Below are 19,729 nucleotides of genomic sequence, written 5' to 3'. Positions count from 1 at the left end.
CTGCTTCGGCTGCCGCCACCGTAATGGTAAATAACGAGAAGATTTGCCCCGAGATATGCGGGAATAGGCCATATTTGGCAAACGCAACAAGGTTAAGGTTCACGGCGTTCAGCATTAATTCGATTGACAGCAGAACGACTACGGCGTTTCGTTTGGTCAATGCGCCATACAGACCGATGCAGAACAGAATCAATGCCACAAGCAAATAGGAGTTAATCGGTACACTCATTCCTCTTCCGCCTCCTTCTTGGCCAGAATGATGGCTCCGACAAGCGCTACCAGCAGAAGAACAGATACCATCTCAAACGGAATGACATAATTGGTAAACATCTGTACCCCGATTTCCTTTACATTGTCTTTGGCCGTGAAATCGGCAGGCTTATCGCTCCATTGGACACTTTGAATTCCGAGAAAAACAATAATAAAGAACACGGAAACTCCGATACGAATCAGCCATTTGACAGGACTCTTCTTCTCCTGAACTTCCGAAGCATCATGGCGTGTCAGCATAATACCGAACAGCATAAGAACGGAAATCGCCCCGGAGTACACAAGAATCTGCGTCATCGCGACGAACTCGGCTTCGAGCAATATATACAGTCCGGCGATGCTCAAGAATGTAAACGCGAGCGCCACCACCATATGCACAACCCGATGAAAGCTGATCATGAAGACCGCTCCCCCGATGGTCAGCAGGGCAAGAACGAAAAAGGCGATAAATTGTCCGCTCATCAGGCGTTCCCTCCCCGCACGTTTGTATTGTTATTGTCCAACCACTCCAGGTTTTTGAACAATTCGTCGCGGCTGTATGCAGCCAGTTCGAAGTTGGTCGTCATCACAATCGCTTCCGTCGGACATACTTCCGTGCACAAGTCACACAGAATGCAAATCTCAAAGTTAATATCGTACGTATCGATGACTTTCCCTTTCTTGTTCGGGTCCTCGCTTTTCTTCCCAATCAGATTGATGCAGCCTGTCGGACAAATCCGGGCACACTGGTTACATACAATGCATTTTTCGGGTGCGAAATGCTGAATGCCGCGAAAGCGCTCCGGCCAAACCATTTCCTGGTCCGGATACATGTGGGTAACTTTCTTTTTCGTCATCTGTTTAAATGTGTAAGCCATACCCTTAGCAAAGCCTAGCATACTATCACCTCTTTTAAAGCACCGTTTTTAACACAGCGGTGATCAGGATATTCAAAAGCGCAAGCGGCAGGAGCACTTTCCAGCCCATCTGCATCAACTGGTCCACACGCATACGCGGGAATGTAGCCTGCAACCAGAAAATAAAGAATACGATCGCAAGAAATTTTAGCCCAAACCAGATAATTCCCGGAATAAAGCCGAGGAATTCGAACGGTGGAAGCCAACCGCCCAGGAACAGCACCGTCGTCAGTGATGCCATCGCAAAGATGTACACATATTCGGTCAGCATAAAGAATGCCCAGCGGAAACCGCTGTACTCAACGTGGTAACCCGAGATAAGCTCCGATTCCGCCTCGGTCAAATCGAACGGTGTCCGGCTTAACTCGGCAAGCTGCGCGATAATAAAAATAATAAAACCTAAGAACTGCGGAATGAAAAACCACATGCCCATTTCTTTCTGCTTCTCGACGATGTCGATTAAGTTTAAGCTGCCAGTCATCAGGATAACACCGACAACGGACATAACAAGCGGAATTTCATAACTGATCATCTGTGCCGCAGAACGCATGGCCCCAATCAGCGCCCATTTGTTGTTGGACGCCCAACCACCCGTTACCACACCCAACACGGTAATGCCGGAAAGAGCGATGTAGTACAGCAGACCCACCCCGACATCGGCAAAATGGATGCTCTCGGTGAACGGCATGACCGCAAGGACCCCAAACGCCGGCATAAACGCAATGATCGGTGCGATAATAAACAGCGGCTTATCTGCGGCTTTCGGAATAATATCTTCCTTAAGAAGCAGCTTCAATACGTCGGCAACCGTCTGGAGAAGCCCCAGTGGACCTACCCGGTTCGGACCTATGCGAAGCTGCATCCAGCCAAGGATTTTGCGCTGGAAATAGATTGAATACGTTACGAAGCCAAGCACAATGCCCAGCAAAGCCGCCGCAGACAAAATGAACACCAGACTGTTCGTAAGGCCCAGGCTTTGTTCAATATAAGCCCCCATTAGCCGTCTACCTCCCCAAGCACGATATCAATACTTCCGAGAATCGCTACCATGTCAGCAACGTTTTGCCCCTTGACAAGCTTCGGAAGAACCTGCAGATTCGCGAAGGAAGGACGACGGAATTTGATGCGGTATGGCTTATCTTTTCCGTTGCTTGAGATATAGCAGCCGATTTCTCCGCGCGGCGCTTCGATTCTTGTAAATGCCTCTCCCTGCGGTGTGCGAAGCACCCGGGGAACCTTGGCCATAATTTCTCCTTCTTTAGGGAATTGCTCAATCGCTTGCTCGACAATATTCAGCGACTCTTCCATCTCTCTTAAACGGATTTTATAGCGCGCAAAACAATCACCCGCGGTTTCCGTCGGCACTTCGAATTGGAAGCGGTCATAAATCGAATACGGCTCATCTTTGCGCAAATCCCATTTAATGCCCGTAGAACGAAGCAGAACGCCGCTTAGCGAGTAGTTAATCGCGTCTTCCTGCGTAATAACGCCAATGCCTTTCAAACGGTTAATGAGTACTTCATTTCCTGTTACGAGTGTATGGTAATCTTGAATTTGCTTGCGCATATACGGAACAAATTCTTTTACTTTTTCAATCCAGCCTTCCGGAGCATCCCATTTGACGCCGCCTACCCGCATATAGTTGTATGTCAGACGTGCCCCGCTCAACTCATTAAAAAAGGCAAGAATCTTCTCGCGGTCCACAAAGGCATACAATAGCGGGCTCAGCGCTCCCAAATCGAGCAGGTATGTACCGAACCACAGCAAATGACTCGCCACGCGCTGAAGTTCGAGCACAATGACACGCAAATATTCCGCGCGCTCCGGAATCTCGAGTCCCATCATCGTTTCTACGGTATGGACCATCATATAGTTATTCGACATCGCCGAAATATAGTCCATGCGATCTGTATAGGGAATAATTTGCGTGTAGTTTAAGTTCTCAGCCAGCTTTTCCGTACCCCGGTGTAGATACCCGATAACCGGGATGGCTTCTGTAATCGTTTCCCCGTCAATCTTGACAATCAGGCGAAACACCCCGTGTGTACTCGGGTGTTGAGGACCGACATTGAGCAGCATTTCTTCGGTTCGCAGTTCCGTGCTTGAGCTCATGTCCTCACACCTCCTCATCGTATTGTACATAGTCTTTGCGAAGCGGATGTCCGACCCAGTTATCCGGGAGCAGAATGCGCTTCATATTAGCATGTCCTTCGTATTCGATGCCAAGCAGGTCATACGTTTCTCTTTCGAACCAGTCCGCACCGGCCCAGATATCCATGACAGACGCCACTTTGGCGTTGTCCCGATCAACTTTGACTTTGACGCATACATTGTGGCGGTGTTTGTAAGAGTAAAGATAGACGATGGATTCCATGTAGGTCTCATAGTCTACGCCAAGGCTTAAAGACAAATAGTCAAAAGCCAATTCTTCATGGTCGTGCATGAAACGGGCTACGTCATGCCACTTCTCTTTTTTGACAATGAGTGTAGGAATATGTTCGCTAAGCTCATTAATATAAGAGTCTTCGAATACATCTGCGCCAAATTCCTCTGTAATAACTTTCACAATCTTATCGAGTATCGGCTGCTTCGGTGACGGCTTTTTCGGCTCTTGAGCCGCTTCTTCACCGACTGCGCCTCCTGCAGCTTTTGCCCTGGCCGCAGCGGCTGCGGCGGCTTTTGCTTTTGCGGCGGCGGCCGCTTTCGCTTTCGCGTCATCATCTCCACCGGCTGCGCCTGCGGCTTTCGCCTTAGCAGCAGCGGCTGCTTTCGCTTTCGCGGCGGCGGCTGCCTTTGCCTTGGCGATGGCATCTGCGTCGCCTTCCGCCGGTTTCCCGGCTGCGCCTTCCGCCTCCATACGCTTGCGCTTCGCTTCGGCAGCGGCCCTGGCCGCAGCGGCAGCCTTCGCTTTCGCAGCGGCGTCCGCCTTCGCCTTAGCTACATCATCGGTGTTTGCCTCCGGCTTATCTCCACCGGATGCCTGAGCGGCTTCCGCTTCCATGCGTTTTCTTTTTGCTTCCGCTGCAGCCCTGGCGGCTGCCGCGGCCTTCGCCTTCTCTTCCGGTGTCGGTTTCTTTTTCTCTTCACTCATTCACCGATCACCTTCTTCCCGGTTTTTGCTTCATATCGAATTTTCTCTTGCAATTTATTAATTCCGTAGATTAATGCAGGCGGGCTTGGCGGACATCCCGGAATATATACATCAACCGGAATGATTTGGTCTACCCCCTTCACTACAGCATACGAGTTGACATACGGTCCACCCGCCGTAGCACAGGAACCCATGGCGATAACCCACTTCGGTTCAGCCATCTGATCGTACAGACGGCGTACAAGCGGGGCCATCTTCTTCGTTACCGTTCCGGAGACAATCATACAGTCAGACTGGCGCGGCGAGGCGCGATAGAATACGCCAAAACGGTCCGTATCCCAGTTGGCGCCGCCCGTACCCATCATTTCGATAGCACAACAGGCCAGACCAAATGTAAGCGGCCAGATGGAATTGCTGCGGGCCCATGCTTTCAACTGCTCAAACGTACTGAAAAATACACTGCGTTCAAGCTCTCTGCGTTCCTCTAAGCTGATGTTCTCTAAGTTTAGTTCCATTCCAACACCTTCTTCTTCCAGGCATAGATTAACCCTATTACCAGCAGTACAATAAAAATAATCATTTCGACTAGTGCGAATAATCCGAGACTGTCATAGGCGACGGCCCATGGATACAAAAATACAGTTTCTACGTCAAACACTACAAATAACAGGGCGAAAATGTAGTATTTAACGTTAAACTGCACCCAGCTTGACCCTACCGGATCCACACCGCTCTCATAGGTCTTTCTCTTTTCTTCCGTCGGGTTGCTAGGGCGCAGAAACCGCGCCAATGTAAGCGCACCCACAGGCAAGAGAACGCCTAAGAAGAGAAAAATGGCAACAATCAAATAGTTGTTTGCATATACTGTCGTCATACCTTCCCCCCTACCCTACTCTATGGATTTTTATGATAAAATTAAGTAAAAAACAATAACTGGATGAAAACCCCACACAATTATATCAAAAGGCTTGGGTACTGTCTAATACAGAAATACCAGATATTATGATACATTTATATTTATATATGAATAAAACTTTGATACATTACATTTGTTCAAGGAAGTGGTTTTTTGAAAAAGGAGAAAATCAGCGTTATTTTTGTGTGTTTGGGAAATATATGCCGCTCTCCACTGGGGGAAGGAGTGTTCCGGCATCTGGTGAAAGAAAAAGGGTTAGCGGAATACTTCATCATTGATTCAGCAGGCACTGCAAACTATCATGAGGGAGAGCTGCCGGATCCGGGTTCCAGACGCATCGCGGAAAAACACGGGATATCGCTCGCCGGACAATACGCCCGGCAATTCACTGTAAACGATTTGACCCAGTGGGATTATATAATTGCCATGGACTCTTCAAACCATACTAACATTCGTCAAATAGGTACGCTTACCGGAAACATTCACCTAATGCGCGAATTCGATCCGGAAGGTCCGGGAGACGTACCTGACCCTTGGGCGCGTGGCGACGATGCTTTCTTCGAAACCTATACCATCATCCGTCGTTCTTGCGAAGTATTGCTTGACCATATTATCAAAAAACATCATCTGCCAACTTAAGTTTTATTTTCTTCATTATAACACACCATGCCACTCTTGGCCCAACACACAAGAAAGCTCTCTCCAAAAATTTCGGAGAGAGCTTTCTTAATGTAAAAAATAAAAAAAGAAGAGGGAGAAGGAAAGAAGATCGGAGGAAGAAAAAGGCCTTCACCTTTTTCCTCTACTTCAACCTCTATCTTTCCTCTCTTCCCTCGACTCTTTACTTTCCAGCGACATCAAGGCGTGTCATTGCACGCTGAAGCGCCAATTGGGCACGCTTGAAATCAATGTCTTCTTTTCCGCTTTCAGCGAGGCGGCGTTCAGCACGCTCTTTCGCTGCAGCTGCGCGGTTCACGTCAATATCTCCAGGAAGCTCTGCGGCTTCTGCAAGAATCGTTACCTTGTCCTTGCGAACTTCCATTATGCCGCCACTGACTGCGATCTTGTCGTCTGCGCCTTCGTGTTTCTTCACCAGAACCGGAGCAATCTTCAGCGGTGTAACCATCGGAATATGATTCGGCAAAATACCCAAATCCCCTTCTGCTCCTCTGGCTACGACGATGCGAGCATCCCCGCGGTAGACAACCCGTTCTGGAGTAACGATTTCGACTGCAATTGTATTCATTTACGAAACCCTCCCCATCATCAGGGTTGAACTACATCTTTTTCGCTTTCTCAACCGCTTCTTCGATTGTTCCAACATACAGGAACGCTGCTTCCGGAAGATCGTCGTGCTTGCCTTCCAGAATTTCTTTGAAGCTGCGAACCGTTTCTTTAACCGGTACATATTTTCCAGGGAAGCCTGTGAACTGTTCAGCAACGTGGAACGGCTGAGACATGAAGCGCTGGATTTTACGCGCACGGTTAACTGTTTGTTTATCTTCATCGGACAACTCGTCCATACCCAGGATGGCAATGATGTCTTGAAGTTCTTTATAACGCTGCAGGATAGACTGCACGCCGCGAGCTACATCATAGTGTTCCTGGCCTACAACCGCAGGTGTCAGGATACGGGAAGTAGAAGCAAGCGGGTCTACCGCAGGATAGATACCAAGCTCGGAAATACCACGGTCAAGGTTCGTTGTTGCATCCAGATGCGCGAACGTTGTAGCAGGCGCCGGGTCAGTGTAGTCATCCGCCGGTACATAGATCGCCTGGATGGACGTTACAGAACCTTTCTTCGTAGATGTGATACGCTCTTGCAGTTGACCCATCTCCGTTGCCAGTGTCGGCTGGTAACCTACTGCGGACGGCATACGTCCAAGCAGGGCGGATACCTCAGAACCGGCCTGTGTGAAACGGAAGATGTTGTCGATGAACAGAAGAACGTCACGGCCTTCCGCATCGCGGAAATACTCAGCCATTGTAAGACCAGTCAGGGCTACGCGCAGACGCGCTCCCGGCGGCTCGTTCATCTGACCGAATACCATGGATGTTTTGCTGATAACGCCGGAGTCTACCATCTCATGGTAGAGGTCGTTACCTTCACGTGTACGTTCACCTACACCCGCGAAAATGGAGTAACCGCCATGCTCCTGGGCGATGTTGTTGATAAGCTCCTGGATAAGTACGGTTTTACCTACACCGGCACCACCGAACAGACCAATCTTACCACCTTTTGCGTACGGTGCGAGCAGGTCTACAACCTTAATGCCCGTCTCAAGCATTTCATCAGATGTGGATTGCTCTTCGAATGCAGGTGCCGCACGGTGAATCGGGTGATATTCTACATCTTTCGGAGGCTCTTTTAAGTCGATCGGCTCACCGAGTACGTTAAATACACGTCCGAGCGTTTTCTCACCAACCGGTACGGAGATGGCTTTACCTGTATCAACAGCTTCCATGCCACGTACCAGACCGTCCGTAGAAGACATGGCAACTGTACGAACGATGTTATCTCCCAGGTGAAGAGCAACTTCAAGAGTCAGCTCAATTTTCTTACCGTTATCAAGTGTTTCGTCAATTTTAACAGCGTTATAGATTTCAGGCAGGTGTCCGCGTTCAAACTGAACGTCTACGACCGGACCCATAACCTGAAGTACGCGTCCCTTGCTCATCTGTTTCCCTCCTATCTAACGCATCGAAGCCTATTCGAGCGCGCTGGCTCCGCCGACGATTTCCGCGATTTCTTGTGTAATCGCCGCCTGGCGGGCACGATTATAGAACAGTGTATAGCGTTCAATCATATCTGTAGCATTATCCGTTGCGTTGCCCATCGCCGTCATGCGGGCACCATGCTCACTGGCTTTGGCCTCCAGCAGTGCGCTGAAGATGAGGGTTTCCGCATACTTCGGCAGCAAGTCGGCAAGCACTTCATCCGCGGACGGTTCGAAGTCGTATGTCGGCGTTCCCTCCACCTTCTCGACATCAGCCAGCGGAAGCAGACGCAGTTCCGTCGGTTCTTGCTGGATGGCGCTGATGAATTTGTTATACACGAGGTACAGTTCATCAATACCGCCATCGGCAAACATTTGAACAGCGCTGCGCGTGACGTGCTTAATGTGGGCGAATGTCGGGGTATCGGACATATTCACGACTTCTTCGGCAATCGGATAATCGCGCTTCTTGAAGAAATCACGGCCTTTACGCCCCAGCACGAAAATTGTGTACTCATCTTTGTTGTTATGACGTTCAGCAATGGTGCGGACTACCATGCGGAGCACGTTACTATTATATCCGCCCGCAAGGCCACGGTCAGATGTGATAACGACATAGCCCGTTTTCTTTATCGGACGGCTCTCGAGCATCGGATGCTTGGCGCCTGACGTTCCCGCCGCAATGCTCATCACCACTTCACGCATCTTCTGCGCGTACGGGCGAGCCGCTTCCGCTCTCTCCTGCGCACGGCGCAGTTTTGCGGCGTCGACCATTTTCATGGCTTTCGTAATCTGGCGTGTGTTCTGCACGCTTTTGATGCGCGCTTTTATTTCACGAAGTCCTCCTCCGGCCACGTTTGTTCACCACCTTTGTTCCTTGAATTAGTGTATTGCGCTTGATTATTCGGATACAGCGAAGCCCTTCTTGAACTCTTCGATTGCCGCGTTCAATTGGTCTTCCGGTGGTAATTCTTTCGTGTTAACAATCGTGTCGAAGATTTCCTTCTTGTTGTGTTCGATGTAAGCATGCAGCTCTTTCTCAAAACGGCGCACATCACCTACCGGGATGTCATCAAGGAAGCCCTTTGTAGCCGCATAGATGGAAACAACCTGTTTCTCAACCGGCATCGGCTCGAACTGGCCTTGCTTGAGAATCTCAGCTGTACGCTCCCCGCGGTTCAGACGGGCCTGCGTCGCTTTGTCCAGGTCGGAACCGAACTGCGCGAACGCTTGAAGTTCACGGTATTGCGCCATGTCCAGTTTCAGTGAGCCGGCAACTTTCTTCATCGCTTTGATTTGGGCGGCGCCCCCTACACGCGATACAGAGATACCAGTGTTCACCGCCGGACGTTGACCGGAGTGGAACAGATTGGACTCAAGGAAGATCTGACCATCCGTGATGGAGATTACGTTTGTAGGAATGTACGCAGATACGTCACCTGCTTGTGTTTCGATGAACGGAAGAGCAGTCAGAGAGCCACCGCCCAGGTCATCGCTCAACTTCGCAGCACGCTCTAAGAGACGGCTGTGCAGGTAGAATACGTCCCCGGGATATGCTTCACGGCCCGGCGGACGGCGGAGCAGCAGGGACAGCTCGCGGTATGCTGCCGCTTGTTTGGAAAGGTCATCGTATACGCACAGTACGTGCTGACCTTTATACATGAAGTACTCACCCATTGCTACACCCGCATATGGAGCAAGATACAATAGCGGCGCCGGATCAGAAGCTGTTGCGGATACAACGATTGTGTACTCAAGCGCACCGTGTTGGCGAAGCGTTTCTACTACACCCGCAACCGTGGATTGCTTTTGACCGATGGCAACGTAGATACAAATCATGCCGTTGCCTTTTTGGTTGATGATTGTATCGAGAGCGATCGCGGTTTTACCTGTTTGGCGGTCACCGATAATAAGCTCACGCTGGCCGCGGCCGATCGGAATCATCGCGTCGATTGCTTTGATACCCGTTTGCAGCGGTTCATGTACGGATTTACGCGCCATAACACCAGGCGCCGGGCTTTCGATTGGACGGAACTCCGTCGTTTCAATCGGACCCATCCCATCAATCGGTTGACCGAGCGGGTTTACAACGCGGCCAAGCATTGCTTCCCCTACCGGAACTTCCATGATGCGGCCCGTACGTTTTACTTCGTCGCCTTCGCGGATATCCGTGTAAGGTCCGAGAATAACGACACCCACGTTATCTTCTTCCAGGTTTTGCGCCAATCCCATTACGCCGTTTGCGAACTCAAGTAGCTCCCCGGCCATAACGTTTTGCAAACCGTGAACGCGCGCGATACCGTCACCAACCTGGATAACTGTGCCCACATCCACTACCTGGATGTCAGATTTATATTTTTCAATCTGTTGTTTAATCAGAGAACTAATTTCATCTGGTCTGATTGCACTCACCTTATGGTTCACCCCTATCTATCATACTTGGGCTTGCTTGATTTGCTGTGTGAAGCGAGCCAGTTTGCCTTTGATGCTGCCATCATAAAGACGGTCGCCGATGCGTACGATGATGCCGCCGATGATGGAAGGATCGACTTTGGCCTTCACACGCAGCTTTTTGTTTACTTTCTGACCGAATTGTTCGGCCACTTTCTGTACTTCCGCTTCAGTCAGCGGTTTTGCCGTGATCACGGTTGCGTCGGCATAGCCGCGCTCTTCATTGGACAGGTTCACGAAGTGCTTCGCGATATCGTTCAATTCATCCTCACGCCCGCGCTCGAGCAGAAGATTCAAGAAGTTCAGCGTCGTTTCAGAAACTTTACCGGCAAACAGGTCGTTTACCATCTCTTTCTTTTCCTGCGCTGTCACCTTCGGATGAGTCAGAAGCATCTTCAACTCATCGCTCTGCTTGATAATATCCGTAATTTGAGTCAATTCTGTTTCTGTTGTATCAATCGCCTGTTGTTCACTGGCTACTTCATATAAGGCACGGGCATAGCGCTTTGCGACAGCACTCATACTTGACCGCCCACCTGTCTCATAAACTGCTCAATCGTATCTTGCTGTTCAGCTTGCGACATTTCCTTTTCGATAATCTTGGAAGCAAGCAGCACAGAAAGACCCGCTACCTGATCGCGCACAGAAGCGATCGCTTTCTCTTTTTCACGGTTGATTTCGAGTTTAGCTTCTTCGATCATGCGCTCAGCGCGGGCCTGGGAAGCAGCAATGATTTCCTGTCCTTCCACATCCGCTTGCTTTTTCGCACGTTCAAGAATGGTTTGCGCTTCTTCGCGCACTTTCTTTAATTCAGCGCGCTGCTGTTCGAGCAGAGATTTTGCTTCCGCGTTCGCTTGCTCAGCAGCCGTGATTTGACTTTCAATATACTCCTGGCGTTTTTGCAGCACCGACATCGCCGGTTTCATCGCAAACTTGGACACAAGCGCCAGCAGGATTAAAAACATAACAACTTGAAACAACAATGTGCCGAGTTGGATTTCCACAGTTCGTCAACTCCTTTCCTATAGCAGGAGAATTCATCTAAGTACAAAAGGAAGGCGAAGGATAACGGCCCCCGCCCCGGTAAAATTATACAATTGCTGACTTTTCTCTAAACGATTAGCCGAGACGTCCGAACAGCATGAAACCGATAGCAACTGCGATGATCGGAACGGCCTCAACAAGACCCAGACCAAGGAACATAAGACCCATCAAACCGCCACGTGCTTCCGGTTGACGAGCAACACCTTCGATTGTACGAGATACTACAAGACCGTTACCGATACCTGCGCCAACAGCGGCAAGACCAAAAATTAAACCTAATGCAATTGCGAAATCCATTATGATTTCCCTCCTCAGAAAATGATCAAAATCAAATAAATTTTATCGATAAAAAGGTTGTTAACTTGTTTTTCTTAGTGGTCATCCACAACTTTTTGTGAGATATACACTAAGGTTAAAGTGGTAAAGATGTAAGCCTGTACAGCACCCACGAATACGGAGTAGCCCAACCAGACAATCAGCGGAAGGCTTACTACCGCTACAGAGCCTGCCAACAGGAAGGCGATAAGTACCTCACCCGCGAAAATGTTACCAAAGAGACGAAGCGGGAGTGTCAGCGGTTTGATGATGAATTCCTCCATGACATGAAGGATAAACATCAGAGGATGCGGCTGGAACCAGTGTTTTACATAGCTGCCTGCATCTTTTTTAATGCCCAGGTAATGCGCATACAACAGCACCATTAGAGCCAAGCCAAACGTCACGCTTGGCGAAGCCGTCGGTGACTTAAACCAGGCAACGCCCAACGTTTTTTCCATATGGCCGTCATGCTCGACCTCGTGACCGTGTTCATTGATCACTTCTTGGGTAATACCTAACGAAGGGATCGGTTCGCTGTGCTCAACAGTGAAATTTGCCATGACACCCAGCTGGTTTCCTATAAAAATGTACAGGAAAAGCGTCAGGGCCAGCGTTACAAACTTTGTACTGGTCTTCGCATCCATAAATTGGCCGGCGATTCCGCGAATGAAATCAATAACCCATTCGAAGAAATTCTGCTTACCCTTCGGTACTCCGGTCGTCATATTTCTTGTGCAAAGCATCACAACGATAAATACCAGGACGGAAGTAAGAATAGTCATCAGCACTACAGGAACGTCAAAGCGAAGTCCTGCAAACTGAACAATCGGAGAGTAGTGTTCCATTTTCTCATTCACCCCTTTCGTAAGCACGTTATTTTTTTATCAATAAATATTGAGAGATAGCAAATAGAAGTGTCATGACCGAAACGGTCATAAGTCCAATAACGACCCCGTAAAAGGAAAACATATGAGGCATCTTAAAGGAGACATACACCGAAAAACCGGCAAGCAAAAAGCGTGGCAGCATCCCAATTCCCCGCAACCGTTTCCCGGGAGTAAGCGCCACTTCTCCAGCCTGCAGCGTTTTCACATAAAGAATAAAGCCGTTTGCCATACTTACCAGCATGCCAAGGATAAGCCCCTGAAAAAATACACGCTGCGGCATAAACAGCCATAACAGGACGACGGCCGTAAAAAGAAGAAATATGTATCGGGCTATGTGTTTAATGGATGAAGCAAAGGATTCCATGTTACTCTCCAAAGAACTGTTTGACTAAGAAGAACACTCCTAGTATACCCAACCCTAAACCGAACAATAGACCGATAAGCAAGAACCACGGTTCGGTTCCCAACCAATTATCGACCGCTCGTCCGGCCCAGAAGCCAAAAATAACAGAGGTAGCCAATTCTACCCCTATTGTCCCGACTAATGCAAAAGCTCGTAAAGGTCCGTTCTTATCCTGCTTCACCTACGGCACCCCTCCCGTTTTCGCTTTCACACGCTCCCAGTTTCCAAAAAAAATTCGACACAAACCGCCGATTCTCCTAAGAAAAGGTTAGGAACAATGCGTCATAACTAAGTTATGATCTATATTGTCCCTAACCATAGTACTTAAGCATTTATTGTTTGTCAACAAGCTGCAATAGGATTGTCACTTTTTCGACAAAACCAGCCTGCTTCGTACAATTAAATGCAGTAACTGCCCATTTTGCGCTTGACAGCCGTTAATTATTTTCTATTTCTACAATGGTTGCTACACCCTGTCCGCCGCCGATACAAAGCGTTGCCAGACCGTAACGGGAACCGCGGCGCTTCATCTCATGCAGCAGCGTGACGAGTACACGTGCGCCGCTCGCACCGACCGGATGACCAAGAGATATGGCGCCGCCATTGACATTAAGCTTCTCATCCGGGATATTCAGTTCGCGTCCCACTGCCAGCGATTGCGCGGCAAACGCTTCGTTCGCTTCTACCAGATCGATATCTTCGATCGTCAGACCCGCTTTTTCAAGCGCTTTCTTCGTAGACGGAACCGGTCCGATACCCATGATGGACGGATCAACCCCTGCGCTTGCATTGGCACGAATCACAGCCATCGGTTTGAGACCCAGCTGCTCGGCACGCTCACGGCTCATCAGCACAAGCGCCGCTGCTCCGTCGTTAATGCCCGAAGCGTTGCCTGCCGTCACTGTTCCTTCTTTTTTGAAAGCCGGCTTCAGCTTGCCAAGTTGCTCTACTGTTACGCCCGCACGCGGGAATTCATCCCTGTCGAACAGTATAGGATCGCCTTTACGCTGCGGGATTTCTACCGGAACGATTTCGTCAGCGAACTTATTCTCATTCATTGCCGCTTCAGTCTTCTGCTGGCTCCATGCAGCAAATTTGTCCTGCTCTTCACGGGTAATTCCGTACTTCTCAGCCAGATTCTCCGCCGTGATACCCATATGATAGTTGTTAAACGCACACATCAGGCCATCCGTCAGCATGCTGTCAAGCACCTTCTGATCGCCCATGCGATAGCCAGTACGCGCTTTCGGCATCAGATATGGCGCCAGACTCATATTCTCCATGCCGCCCGCCACGACAATGTCAGCATCTCCAAGGCTGATCGCCTGTGCAGCCAGATGAACAGCTTTCAGACCCGAGCCGCACAGCTTATTGATGGTAGTAGACGGAACTTCATACGGCAGTTCGGCTTTAACGGCAGCCTGGCGCGCCGGACCCTGGCCGAGGCCCGCCTGTAAAATGTTCCCCATGATGACTTCATCTACTTGATCGCCGGAAACGCCTGCGCGCTTCAGCGCTTCTTTAATTACGATAGCCCCCAATTCCGTAGCCGGAATGTTGCTTAACGCTCCCATGAAGCTTCCAATCGGTGTACGGACAGCACTTACAATCACTACGTCACGGTTACTCATAGATTTGGCTCCCTCTCTCTCACTTTTTTTAATTTTTAATACATACTCGTACTATATTCGAGTGAAAAAAAACGAATTCCTGCTAAGGAGAGAGAATTTAATATAAATTAAAAACTTTTCATCAGGCGGTCCAGCACAACGAGCGATTCGGCACGGTTTGCCGTCCGATTCGGCCCAAAGCCGCCGTTTGCATCGCCGCTTACGTATCCGCGCTCAGACAGGAAACGGATGCTTTCGACCGCATAGGCTGGAAAAGAGGAAGCATCTTTAAAGGACGGAGACAATGTCGCAGGCTTGTTCGCATTGCCGTATCCCTTCTTTATCGCATTATGCATCATCACGGCCATTTGCGCTCGGCTAATCGGTGCATCCGCTTTAAATGTTCCATCGTCAAATCCCGAAACGATTCCTTTTTCCACAGCAGCCAGAATGGAAGCTTTCGCATAATCCGGCAGCTTATCCTTAAACGGTGATTGGGCTTTGGCCGGGTTGTTCTTCGTCCAACCGAATGCGCGGTCCATGAACGTTACGAACTGTCCGCGGGTGACCGCCACGGAAGGTCCCAGCTTCGTTGGAGTAATGCCGCTCACAATACCTTTTTTATACATTTCAATCAGTGTTGCTTCCGCCCAGTGTCCTTTAATATCGGTAAATCCGGTCGGATTGGCGGGAGCGGGCGGTGGTGTTACCGGTGCTGTGTTTGCCGGATACTCCAATGAGATTTCATCAAAATAGACTGTGCCCTGAGGCTCAAGCGTTGAATCTTCCTCATCTACCACATAGAGACTCTTCAGCGCTACCGGATACGCAACTCCCGCCGGGAAGCTGGCTTCAATCTCCTTCCAGTCAGTCCAATCGATTTGTTTGGCCAGATCCACATAATGAGTCTTTCCTTTCGCATCCACCAGCTCGGCGCGCAGCCAGTGAAGACTGTTGTCGCCGTATACCCACAACTTCATACCAAGCGGCTGACCCGGCATCAAGAGCGGGGAGGAGCCAAAACGTCCATAGGCAAAACGCATATCGACATTGGAAGAGCCTTCAAAATTATACGCCAGGCGCAGTGCTTTGCCGGACGCTTTTACCGGCTCGCCGTCCGTTGTCTGGCGGAACGATCCGTTCGTGCTGATAGAAGCGGGGATCGTATGATAACTGAGCGTAGTTAGATTATCGGCGTTGGTCCAGAACGACCATCTCGTTCCTACGGTAACCGGAACCTTGCGCACAATATTGTTGTAGGTAACAACCAGCTCACCGGACTTGCTCGTCTGTCCCGCCTGAATCGTAAAGCCCTGCAGCGTGCCCAATCCTGCTGTAAGCGATGTCTTTACCATACCGGGAGAGGCAGAAATAACCTGTCCGCTTTTTGTCTTCAACGAAACAGAAAAACTGGTCTGTCCGCCGCTGCGGAGTGCTAACGGCGACGGCGATACGATAATGTCCGTCACTTCCGGAGCCGTTATGCTCAGGTTCAGACTCTTCTTCACACCTCGATATTCTCCGGTAACCGTAATCGTACCGCTGCGTTTTGGAGTAAAGACATTTTTATTGAATGTACCGTCCGCCGGATTCGCCGTCCAGGTAATGTCGGCCGGATTCAATGTATACGGATTGTAATGGTTATCATACGCTTTAACGGTAAGAGTAATCGGCTGCCCCACTACTCCCTTGCTACCGTTGGTAAAAAGGAAATTCGCAAACTCACCCGCAGGCGCCGTATTGAATACCGCAAGCCCCGTTGGCACCGCACGCATAGCAGCGCCCAGTTTCGGTGTATTCAGAAGCGTTGTTTGCGTATCTCCCGGATAGCGGGCCACCATTGTGGTAGATCCGCCACCGTCAAGGTTCGCCGCATTGTATGCGCCCAGCTTCAACATCAACTGAGCCAGCTCGTCCAGCGTGACGCCCCGGCTCTTGTTCGGTCCTTCCACTACGACCATGTAGAGCGTTTTGCCGTCCTGCGATACTCCGAATGCCGTACGGGGCTGGTTGCCACCGATAGAATCAGACGGGATCTTCGTGAGCGCCTTTCCGTCTTTTACAAGCAGCATATGTCCACCCACGGCGCTGTACAGTTCACGATCGCCTACCGGAAAGTCAGTCGTCGTCTGGAGAGTAACCGTCACCGGGTCATTCACTTTAAAATGGCTCAACAAGTACTGCTTGCCTACCCCGTGTCCCCAAAGCACGTATCCGCCCTGCGGAATCGAATAACCAACCGGATTGCCGATACGCATATCCTTGACCCGGTCGTTGACAACCAGTATCTCCACCGCATCTTCATACCCTTTAATCGCACCCAGGCTTGTCGCACCGAAGTCGGAGGTATACAGATTGATTTTATTCAAGTGACTCTTGTCGTTCGTCGGATTGTATTCTTCCTTATTGACCCCCTGAATAATGGCGGTTGTTCCGTCAGGCGCCTGGACGGTCCCATTAAATCCCAAATGAGAAACAATCGCGGTCTTATCATTCAGCAGGCCAAAAGAGTACCAGTTGTTGATTTTCCCCATCGAAGACACCAGCTTGCCTTTATCAAGCACGATGCCAAACGGAGTGCCTTTGCGATCCATGCGGAAAAAATCGGCATTGATAGCCGCTATGGCCCCTCTTTCATCGGCCATTTTTTTGACATTCTGTCGGACTGTCAGTTTTCCGCCGGTACCGTATATCGGTCCCACTTCCACATACGGGTTGTTCAAATTAACACGCGTGACAAAAACATTTGAAGCTTTACCGTTAATCACATGCCGGTATTTCAGGAGGCTTGTCCCTTCCCCGATGGGAGATTCAGAAACCTTCTCCAGGGACATGCCCGCAGCCATTCCCTTATACGGCATCAGCAAAGCAATCGCTGCCACAATCGCAATAAATGCAACGATTCCCTTGCGTATGTAGTTGCTCATCACCCTTCTCCTCTCTTTTCATACTTACATGGTTTTTTCCAATTAATTTAGACGCCTTAAAGGAGGGATTAGTTTCTATTTAAATTAATATTTGAAGAAAAAGAGAAAAAAGAAGAGTGGGAAACATATGCAACGTCTCATCTCACTCTTCGTGGTCTTTTTAATGAGCTTTTACACGTACCTGTTGGTTTTGCAGAACTTTGAGGGTAAGGTCCAGCACCATTTTTTCCACAAGCTCCGTAAAGGTTCCTTCTTCAAACGGTCCTTTCTTAAGAGGCTTGCGGTTTGTTGCTTCATCCCACTCGGTAATCTCGCTGCGCACCAGTTCGCAGAAGACAATTTCATTGAAGAATTCCGTGCTTTGTTGGTGGAACTGGGATAAGTCTGTAGACATCAGTTCGTCTTTTTCCGGGAATCCGCTCGGCAGCGGCTTGTTTACCAGAAAGTCAAACTCGCGCCGTACGTTGAAGAAAGGTCCTACCGGCGGCGTCAGGAATTCATCGATATCCACGACACAATCGAACGGTATGTCGACAGTCAGCGAGCGCAGACGTGAGAATACTTCATCCTTATCAGCATCCCACGGCGTTGCATACTGGATATTTTTGCGGACAAAACCGCTGAGGAACAGCTTGCCGCGCGGTCCTCGCGTGCTGCGCGGTTGAATCAGACGGCACTGGGTCACCTTCACGCGCTTCTTGATTCTTTTGATTTCGAGTACCGGATCGCAGAATTTAATCTTGGCTCGAAGCGGAATTTGAACCGATACTTCCTGCAGAAGAACAGGTACTTTTACGATACGTTCCCCGGCCGGCGTCAGGTTGCCGGGCGTGACGATAGTACCTTCACATTCATTGACATTTGCCGAGTCATCAAATTTGATTGGCATAACCAATTCCCTCCTTGAGAATTCGCTTATTGCATACTATGAGACAGATTGGAATCGGTATGGACAGACTACCCGGGACATGCGTGGATTTTTCACAAAAAAGAGCGCATTCTTAAAAAGAATGCACTCCTCTTTACCTTTATCGCTGTAAGCTTTTCGGAAGGAAAGGTACCGGCTTCTCGCCGCGCAGCCCGAAATAATACAGAATGGCTTCACAAATGCGCCGGGACGCTTCCCCGTCGCCATACGGGTTAACGGCCTTCGCCATTTGATCGTATGCCTCCCGGCTAGTTAGCAATTCATCGGCCAAAGTGAAAATCTTTTCTTCATCCGTGCCAGCTAATTTTAATGTACCCGCCTCGATTCCTTCCGGGCGTTCCGTCGTGTCGCGAAGTACAAGCACCGGCACACCGAATGCAGGCGCTTCCTCCTGTACCCCACCGGAATCGGTCAAGATTAGATACGCGCGGGACATAAAGTTATGGAAATCAACCGCGCCCAGCGGAGCGATAAGCTGAATTCGCCCATGCTCGCCCAAATACTTGTTGGCGGCTTCCTGTACTACCGGATTAAGATGAACCGGATAGACAACGGCGATATCTTCATGTTTGTCCACCAGACGACGAATAGCCCGGAACATGCGCGCCATCGGCTCCCCGAGGTTTTCCCGGCGATGGGCGGTCACTAAGATTAGCTTCTTCCCGGCAAATTCCTCCAGTACCGGATGCTTGTAATCGTCGCGCACCGTAGTTTTTAGCGCGTCAATGACCGTGTTCCCGGTAACGTAAATTACATCGTCCCTTTTATCTTCCCGTTTCAGATTTTCTGCCGCCTGTGCGGTCGGCGCGAAATGCAGATCAGAGATGACACCCGTTAATTGACGGTTCATCTCTTCCGGATACGGCGAGTATTTGTTCCATGTGCGCAGGCCCGCTTCCACATGGCCTACCGGAATTTGATTGTAAAACGCCGCCAGACTCGCGGCAAATGTCGTTGTCGTATCGCCGTGAACAAGTACCATATCCGGCTTTTCCGCTTTCATAATCTCGTCAAGCCCTTCCAGTACACGAGTCGTAATCTGGGTTAACGTCTGCCGGTCTTTCATCACATTCAAATCGGCGTCCGGCGTAACGGAGAAAATATCCAGCACCTGGTCAAGCATTTGACGATGCTGCGCCGTAACGCAGACGAACGGTTCAAGCTCTTCATATTGACGCAGTTTATGTACGAGCGGCGCCATTTTAATCGCTTCCGGCCGTGTACCAAACACGGTCATAATCTTTCTTCTGGTCAAAGTTTCACCCCATTTG

The 19,729-nt window shown here is 49.7% G+C and carries 23 protein-coding genes; 1 reads left to right on the top strand and 22 read right to left on the bottom strand.

Annotation, left to right across the window (positions count from 1 at the left end):
- From nuoK to B2899_RS00510, 8 genes are all read right to left on the bottom strand, one after another.
- The coding region (gene nuoK, locus B2899_RS00545) for an NADH-quinone oxidoreductase subunit NuoK (RefSeq protein ID WP_286883239.1) at window positions 1-229 on the bottom strand (229 nt) is incomplete at its 3' end.
- Entirely contained in the window at window positions 226-732 is a 507-nt protein-coding gene (locus tag B2899_RS00540) for an NADH-quinone oxidoreductase subunit J (RefSeq protein WP_146809704.1), read from the bottom strand. The genes nuoK and B2899_RS00540, both read right to left, overlap by 4 nt.
- Window positions 732-1,148, bottom strand: coding sequence for an NADH-quinone oxidoreductase subunit NuoI (gene nuoI / locus B2899_RS00535; protein ID WP_146809705.1), 417 nt, complete (start codon window positions 1,146-1,148; stop codon window positions 732-734). The genes B2899_RS00540 and nuoI overlap by 1 nt, the downstream gene beginning before the upstream one ends.
- A 13-nt stretch (window positions 1,149-1,161) precedes the next feature.
- Window positions 1,162-2,163 carry an NADH-quinone oxidoreductase subunit NuoH gene (nuoH, locus tag B2899_RS00530; protein ID WP_146809706.1) on the bottom strand — a complete coding sequence of 334 codons (1,002 nt, stop codon included), beginning with the start codon at window positions 2,161-2,163 and terminating at the stop codon, window positions 1,162-1,164.
- Window positions 2,163-3,278 (bottom strand): NADH-quinone oxidoreductase subunit D, encoded by a 1,116-nt coding sequence (locus tag B2899_RS00525; protein ID WP_146809707.1) that lies wholly within the window; start codon window positions 3,276-3,278, stop codon window positions 2,163-2,165. The genes nuoH and B2899_RS00525 overlap by 1 nt, the downstream gene beginning before the upstream one ends.
- Before the next feature lie 4 nt (window positions 3,279-3,282).
- The gene (locus B2899_RS00520; RefSeq protein ID WP_286883235.1) at window positions 3,283-4,257 is read right to left on the bottom strand and encodes an NADH-quinone oxidoreductase subunit C; all 975 of its coding nucleotides are present in this window, start codon (window positions 4,255-4,257) and stop codon (window positions 3,283-3,285) included.
- The gene (locus B2899_RS00515; RefSeq protein WP_146809709.1) at window positions 4,254-4,772 is read right to left on the bottom strand and encodes a NuoB/complex I 20 kDa subunit family protein; all 519 of its coding nucleotides are present in this window, start codon (window positions 4,770-4,772) and stop codon (window positions 4,254-4,256) included. Before B2899_RS00515 ends, B2899_RS00520 begins: the two co-directional genes overlap by 4 nt.
- Window positions 4,763-5,131 carry an NADH-quinone oxidoreductase subunit A gene (locus B2899_RS00510; protein ID WP_146809710.1) on the bottom strand — a complete coding sequence of 123 codons (369 nt, stop codon included), beginning with the start codon at window positions 5,129-5,131 and terminating at the stop codon, window positions 4,763-4,765. Before B2899_RS00510 ends, B2899_RS00515 begins: the two co-directional genes overlap by 10 nt.
- 195 nt (window positions 5,132-5,326) lie before the next feature.
- Here B2899_RS00510 and B2899_RS00505 point away from each other — a divergent pair, with 195 nt between their 5' ends.
- The gene (locus B2899_RS00505; RefSeq protein WP_174760600.1) at window positions 5,327-5,812 is read left to right on the top strand and encodes a low molecular weight protein-tyrosine-phosphatase; all 486 of its coding nucleotides are present in this window, start codon (window positions 5,327-5,329) and stop codon (window positions 5,810-5,812) included.
- 202 nt (window positions 5,813-6,014) lie between these two features.
- Here B2899_RS00505 and B2899_RS00500 read toward each other — a convergent pair whose 3' ends face one another.
- From B2899_RS00500 to wecB, 14 genes are all read right to left on the bottom strand, one after another.
- Entirely contained in the window at window positions 6,015-6,419 is a 405-nt protein-coding gene (locus tag B2899_RS00500) for a F0F1 ATP synthase subunit epsilon (protein ID WP_146809711.1), read from the bottom strand.
- Between the two features lie 31 nt (window positions 6,420-6,450).
- Window positions 6,451-7,851, bottom strand: a complete 1,401-nt coding sequence (gene atpD / locus B2899_RS00495) for a F0F1 ATP synthase subunit beta (protein WP_146809712.1) — start codon at window positions 7,849-7,851, stop codon at window positions 6,451-6,453.
- Between the two features lie 30 nt (window positions 7,852-7,881).
- The gene (gene atpG / locus B2899_RS00490) at window positions 7,882-8,745 is read right to left on the bottom strand and encodes an ATP synthase F1 subunit gamma (protein ID WP_146809713.1); all 864 of its coding nucleotides are present in this window, start codon (window positions 8,743-8,745) and stop codon (window positions 7,882-7,884) included.
- Between the two features lie 45 nt (window positions 8,746-8,790).
- A complete protein-coding gene (gene atpA, locus B2899_RS00485; RefSeq protein WP_146809714.1) occupies window positions 8,791-10,302 on the bottom strand; it encodes a F0F1 ATP synthase subunit alpha in 1,512 nt (503 codons plus the stop codon).
- Between the two features lie 21 nt (window positions 10,303-10,323).
- Complete coding sequence (locus tag B2899_RS00480; protein WP_146809715.1) at window positions 10,324-10,863, bottom strand: F0F1 ATP synthase subunit delta; 540 nt, start codon at window positions 10,861-10,863, stop codon at window positions 10,324-10,326.
- Window positions 10,860-11,345 carry a F0F1 ATP synthase subunit B gene (atpF, locus tag B2899_RS00475; RefSeq protein WP_246147279.1) on the bottom strand — a complete coding sequence of 162 codons (486 nt, stop codon included), beginning with the start codon at window positions 11,343-11,345 and terminating at the stop codon, window positions 10,860-10,862. Before atpF ends, B2899_RS00480 begins: the two co-directional genes overlap by 4 nt.
- 115 nt (window positions 11,346-11,460) lie before the next feature.
- A complete protein-coding gene (gene atpE / locus B2899_RS00470) occupies window positions 11,461-11,682 on the bottom strand; it encodes a F0F1 ATP synthase subunit C (RefSeq protein ID WP_043067557.1) in 222 nt (73 codons plus the stop codon).
- Between the two features lie 74 nt (window positions 11,683-11,756).
- Window positions 11,757-12,548 (bottom strand): F0F1 ATP synthase subunit A, encoded by a 792-nt coding sequence (atpB, locus tag B2899_RS00465; protein WP_146809716.1) that lies wholly within the window; start codon window positions 12,546-12,548, stop codon window positions 11,757-11,759.
- Between the two features lie 28 nt (window positions 12,549-12,576).
- Window positions 12,577-12,954 (bottom strand): ATP synthase subunit I, encoded by a 378-nt coding sequence (locus B2899_RS00460; RefSeq protein WP_146809717.1) that lies wholly within the window; start codon window positions 12,952-12,954, stop codon window positions 12,577-12,579.
- Window position 12,955: 1 nt separating this feature from the next.
- The gene (locus tag B2899_RS00455; protein WP_146809718.1) at window positions 12,956-13,174 is read right to left on the bottom strand and encodes an AtpZ/AtpI family protein; all 219 of its coding nucleotides are present in this window, start codon (window positions 13,172-13,174) and stop codon (window positions 12,956-12,958) included.
- Window positions 13,175-13,430: 256 nt separating this feature from the next.
- Window positions 13,431-14,624, bottom strand: a complete 1,194-nt coding sequence (locus tag B2899_RS00450) for an acetyl-CoA C-acetyltransferase (RefSeq protein ID WP_146809719.1) — start codon at window positions 14,622-14,624, stop codon at window positions 13,431-13,433.
- A 107-nt stretch (window positions 14,625-14,731) separates the two neighbouring features.
- Window positions 14,732-17,530: a phosphodiester glycosidase family protein gene (locus B2899_RS00445; protein ID WP_286883206.1), complete on the bottom strand. Its 2,799-nt coding sequence runs from the start codon at window positions 17,528-17,530 to the stop codon at window positions 14,732-14,734.
- Window positions 17,531-17,690: 160 nt separating this feature from the next.
- A complete protein-coding gene (locus B2899_RS00440) occupies window positions 17,691-18,419 on the bottom strand; it encodes a CsxC family protein (protein WP_286883203.1) in 729 nt (242 codons plus the stop codon).
- Window positions 18,420-18,558: 139 nt separating this feature from the next.
- Window positions 18,559-19,695 carry a non-hydrolyzing UDP-N-acetylglucosamine 2-epimerase gene (gene wecB / locus B2899_RS00435; protein WP_218029546.1) on the bottom strand — a complete coding sequence of 379 codons (1,137 nt, stop codon included), beginning with the start codon at window positions 19,693-19,695 and terminating at the stop codon, window positions 18,559-18,561.
- Between the last annotated feature and the right edge of the window lie 34 nt (window positions 19,696-19,729).

This window comes from Aneurinibacillus sp. UBA3580 (genome assembly GCF_002375825.1).
Taxonomy (GTDB): domain Bacteria; phylum Bacillota; class Bacilli; order Aneurinibacillales; family Aneurinibacillaceae; genus Aneurinibacillus; species Aneurinibacillus danicus.
Note: the sequence above shows the minus strand (reverse complement) of the source record. Positions and strands in the feature narration are given on the sequence as shown.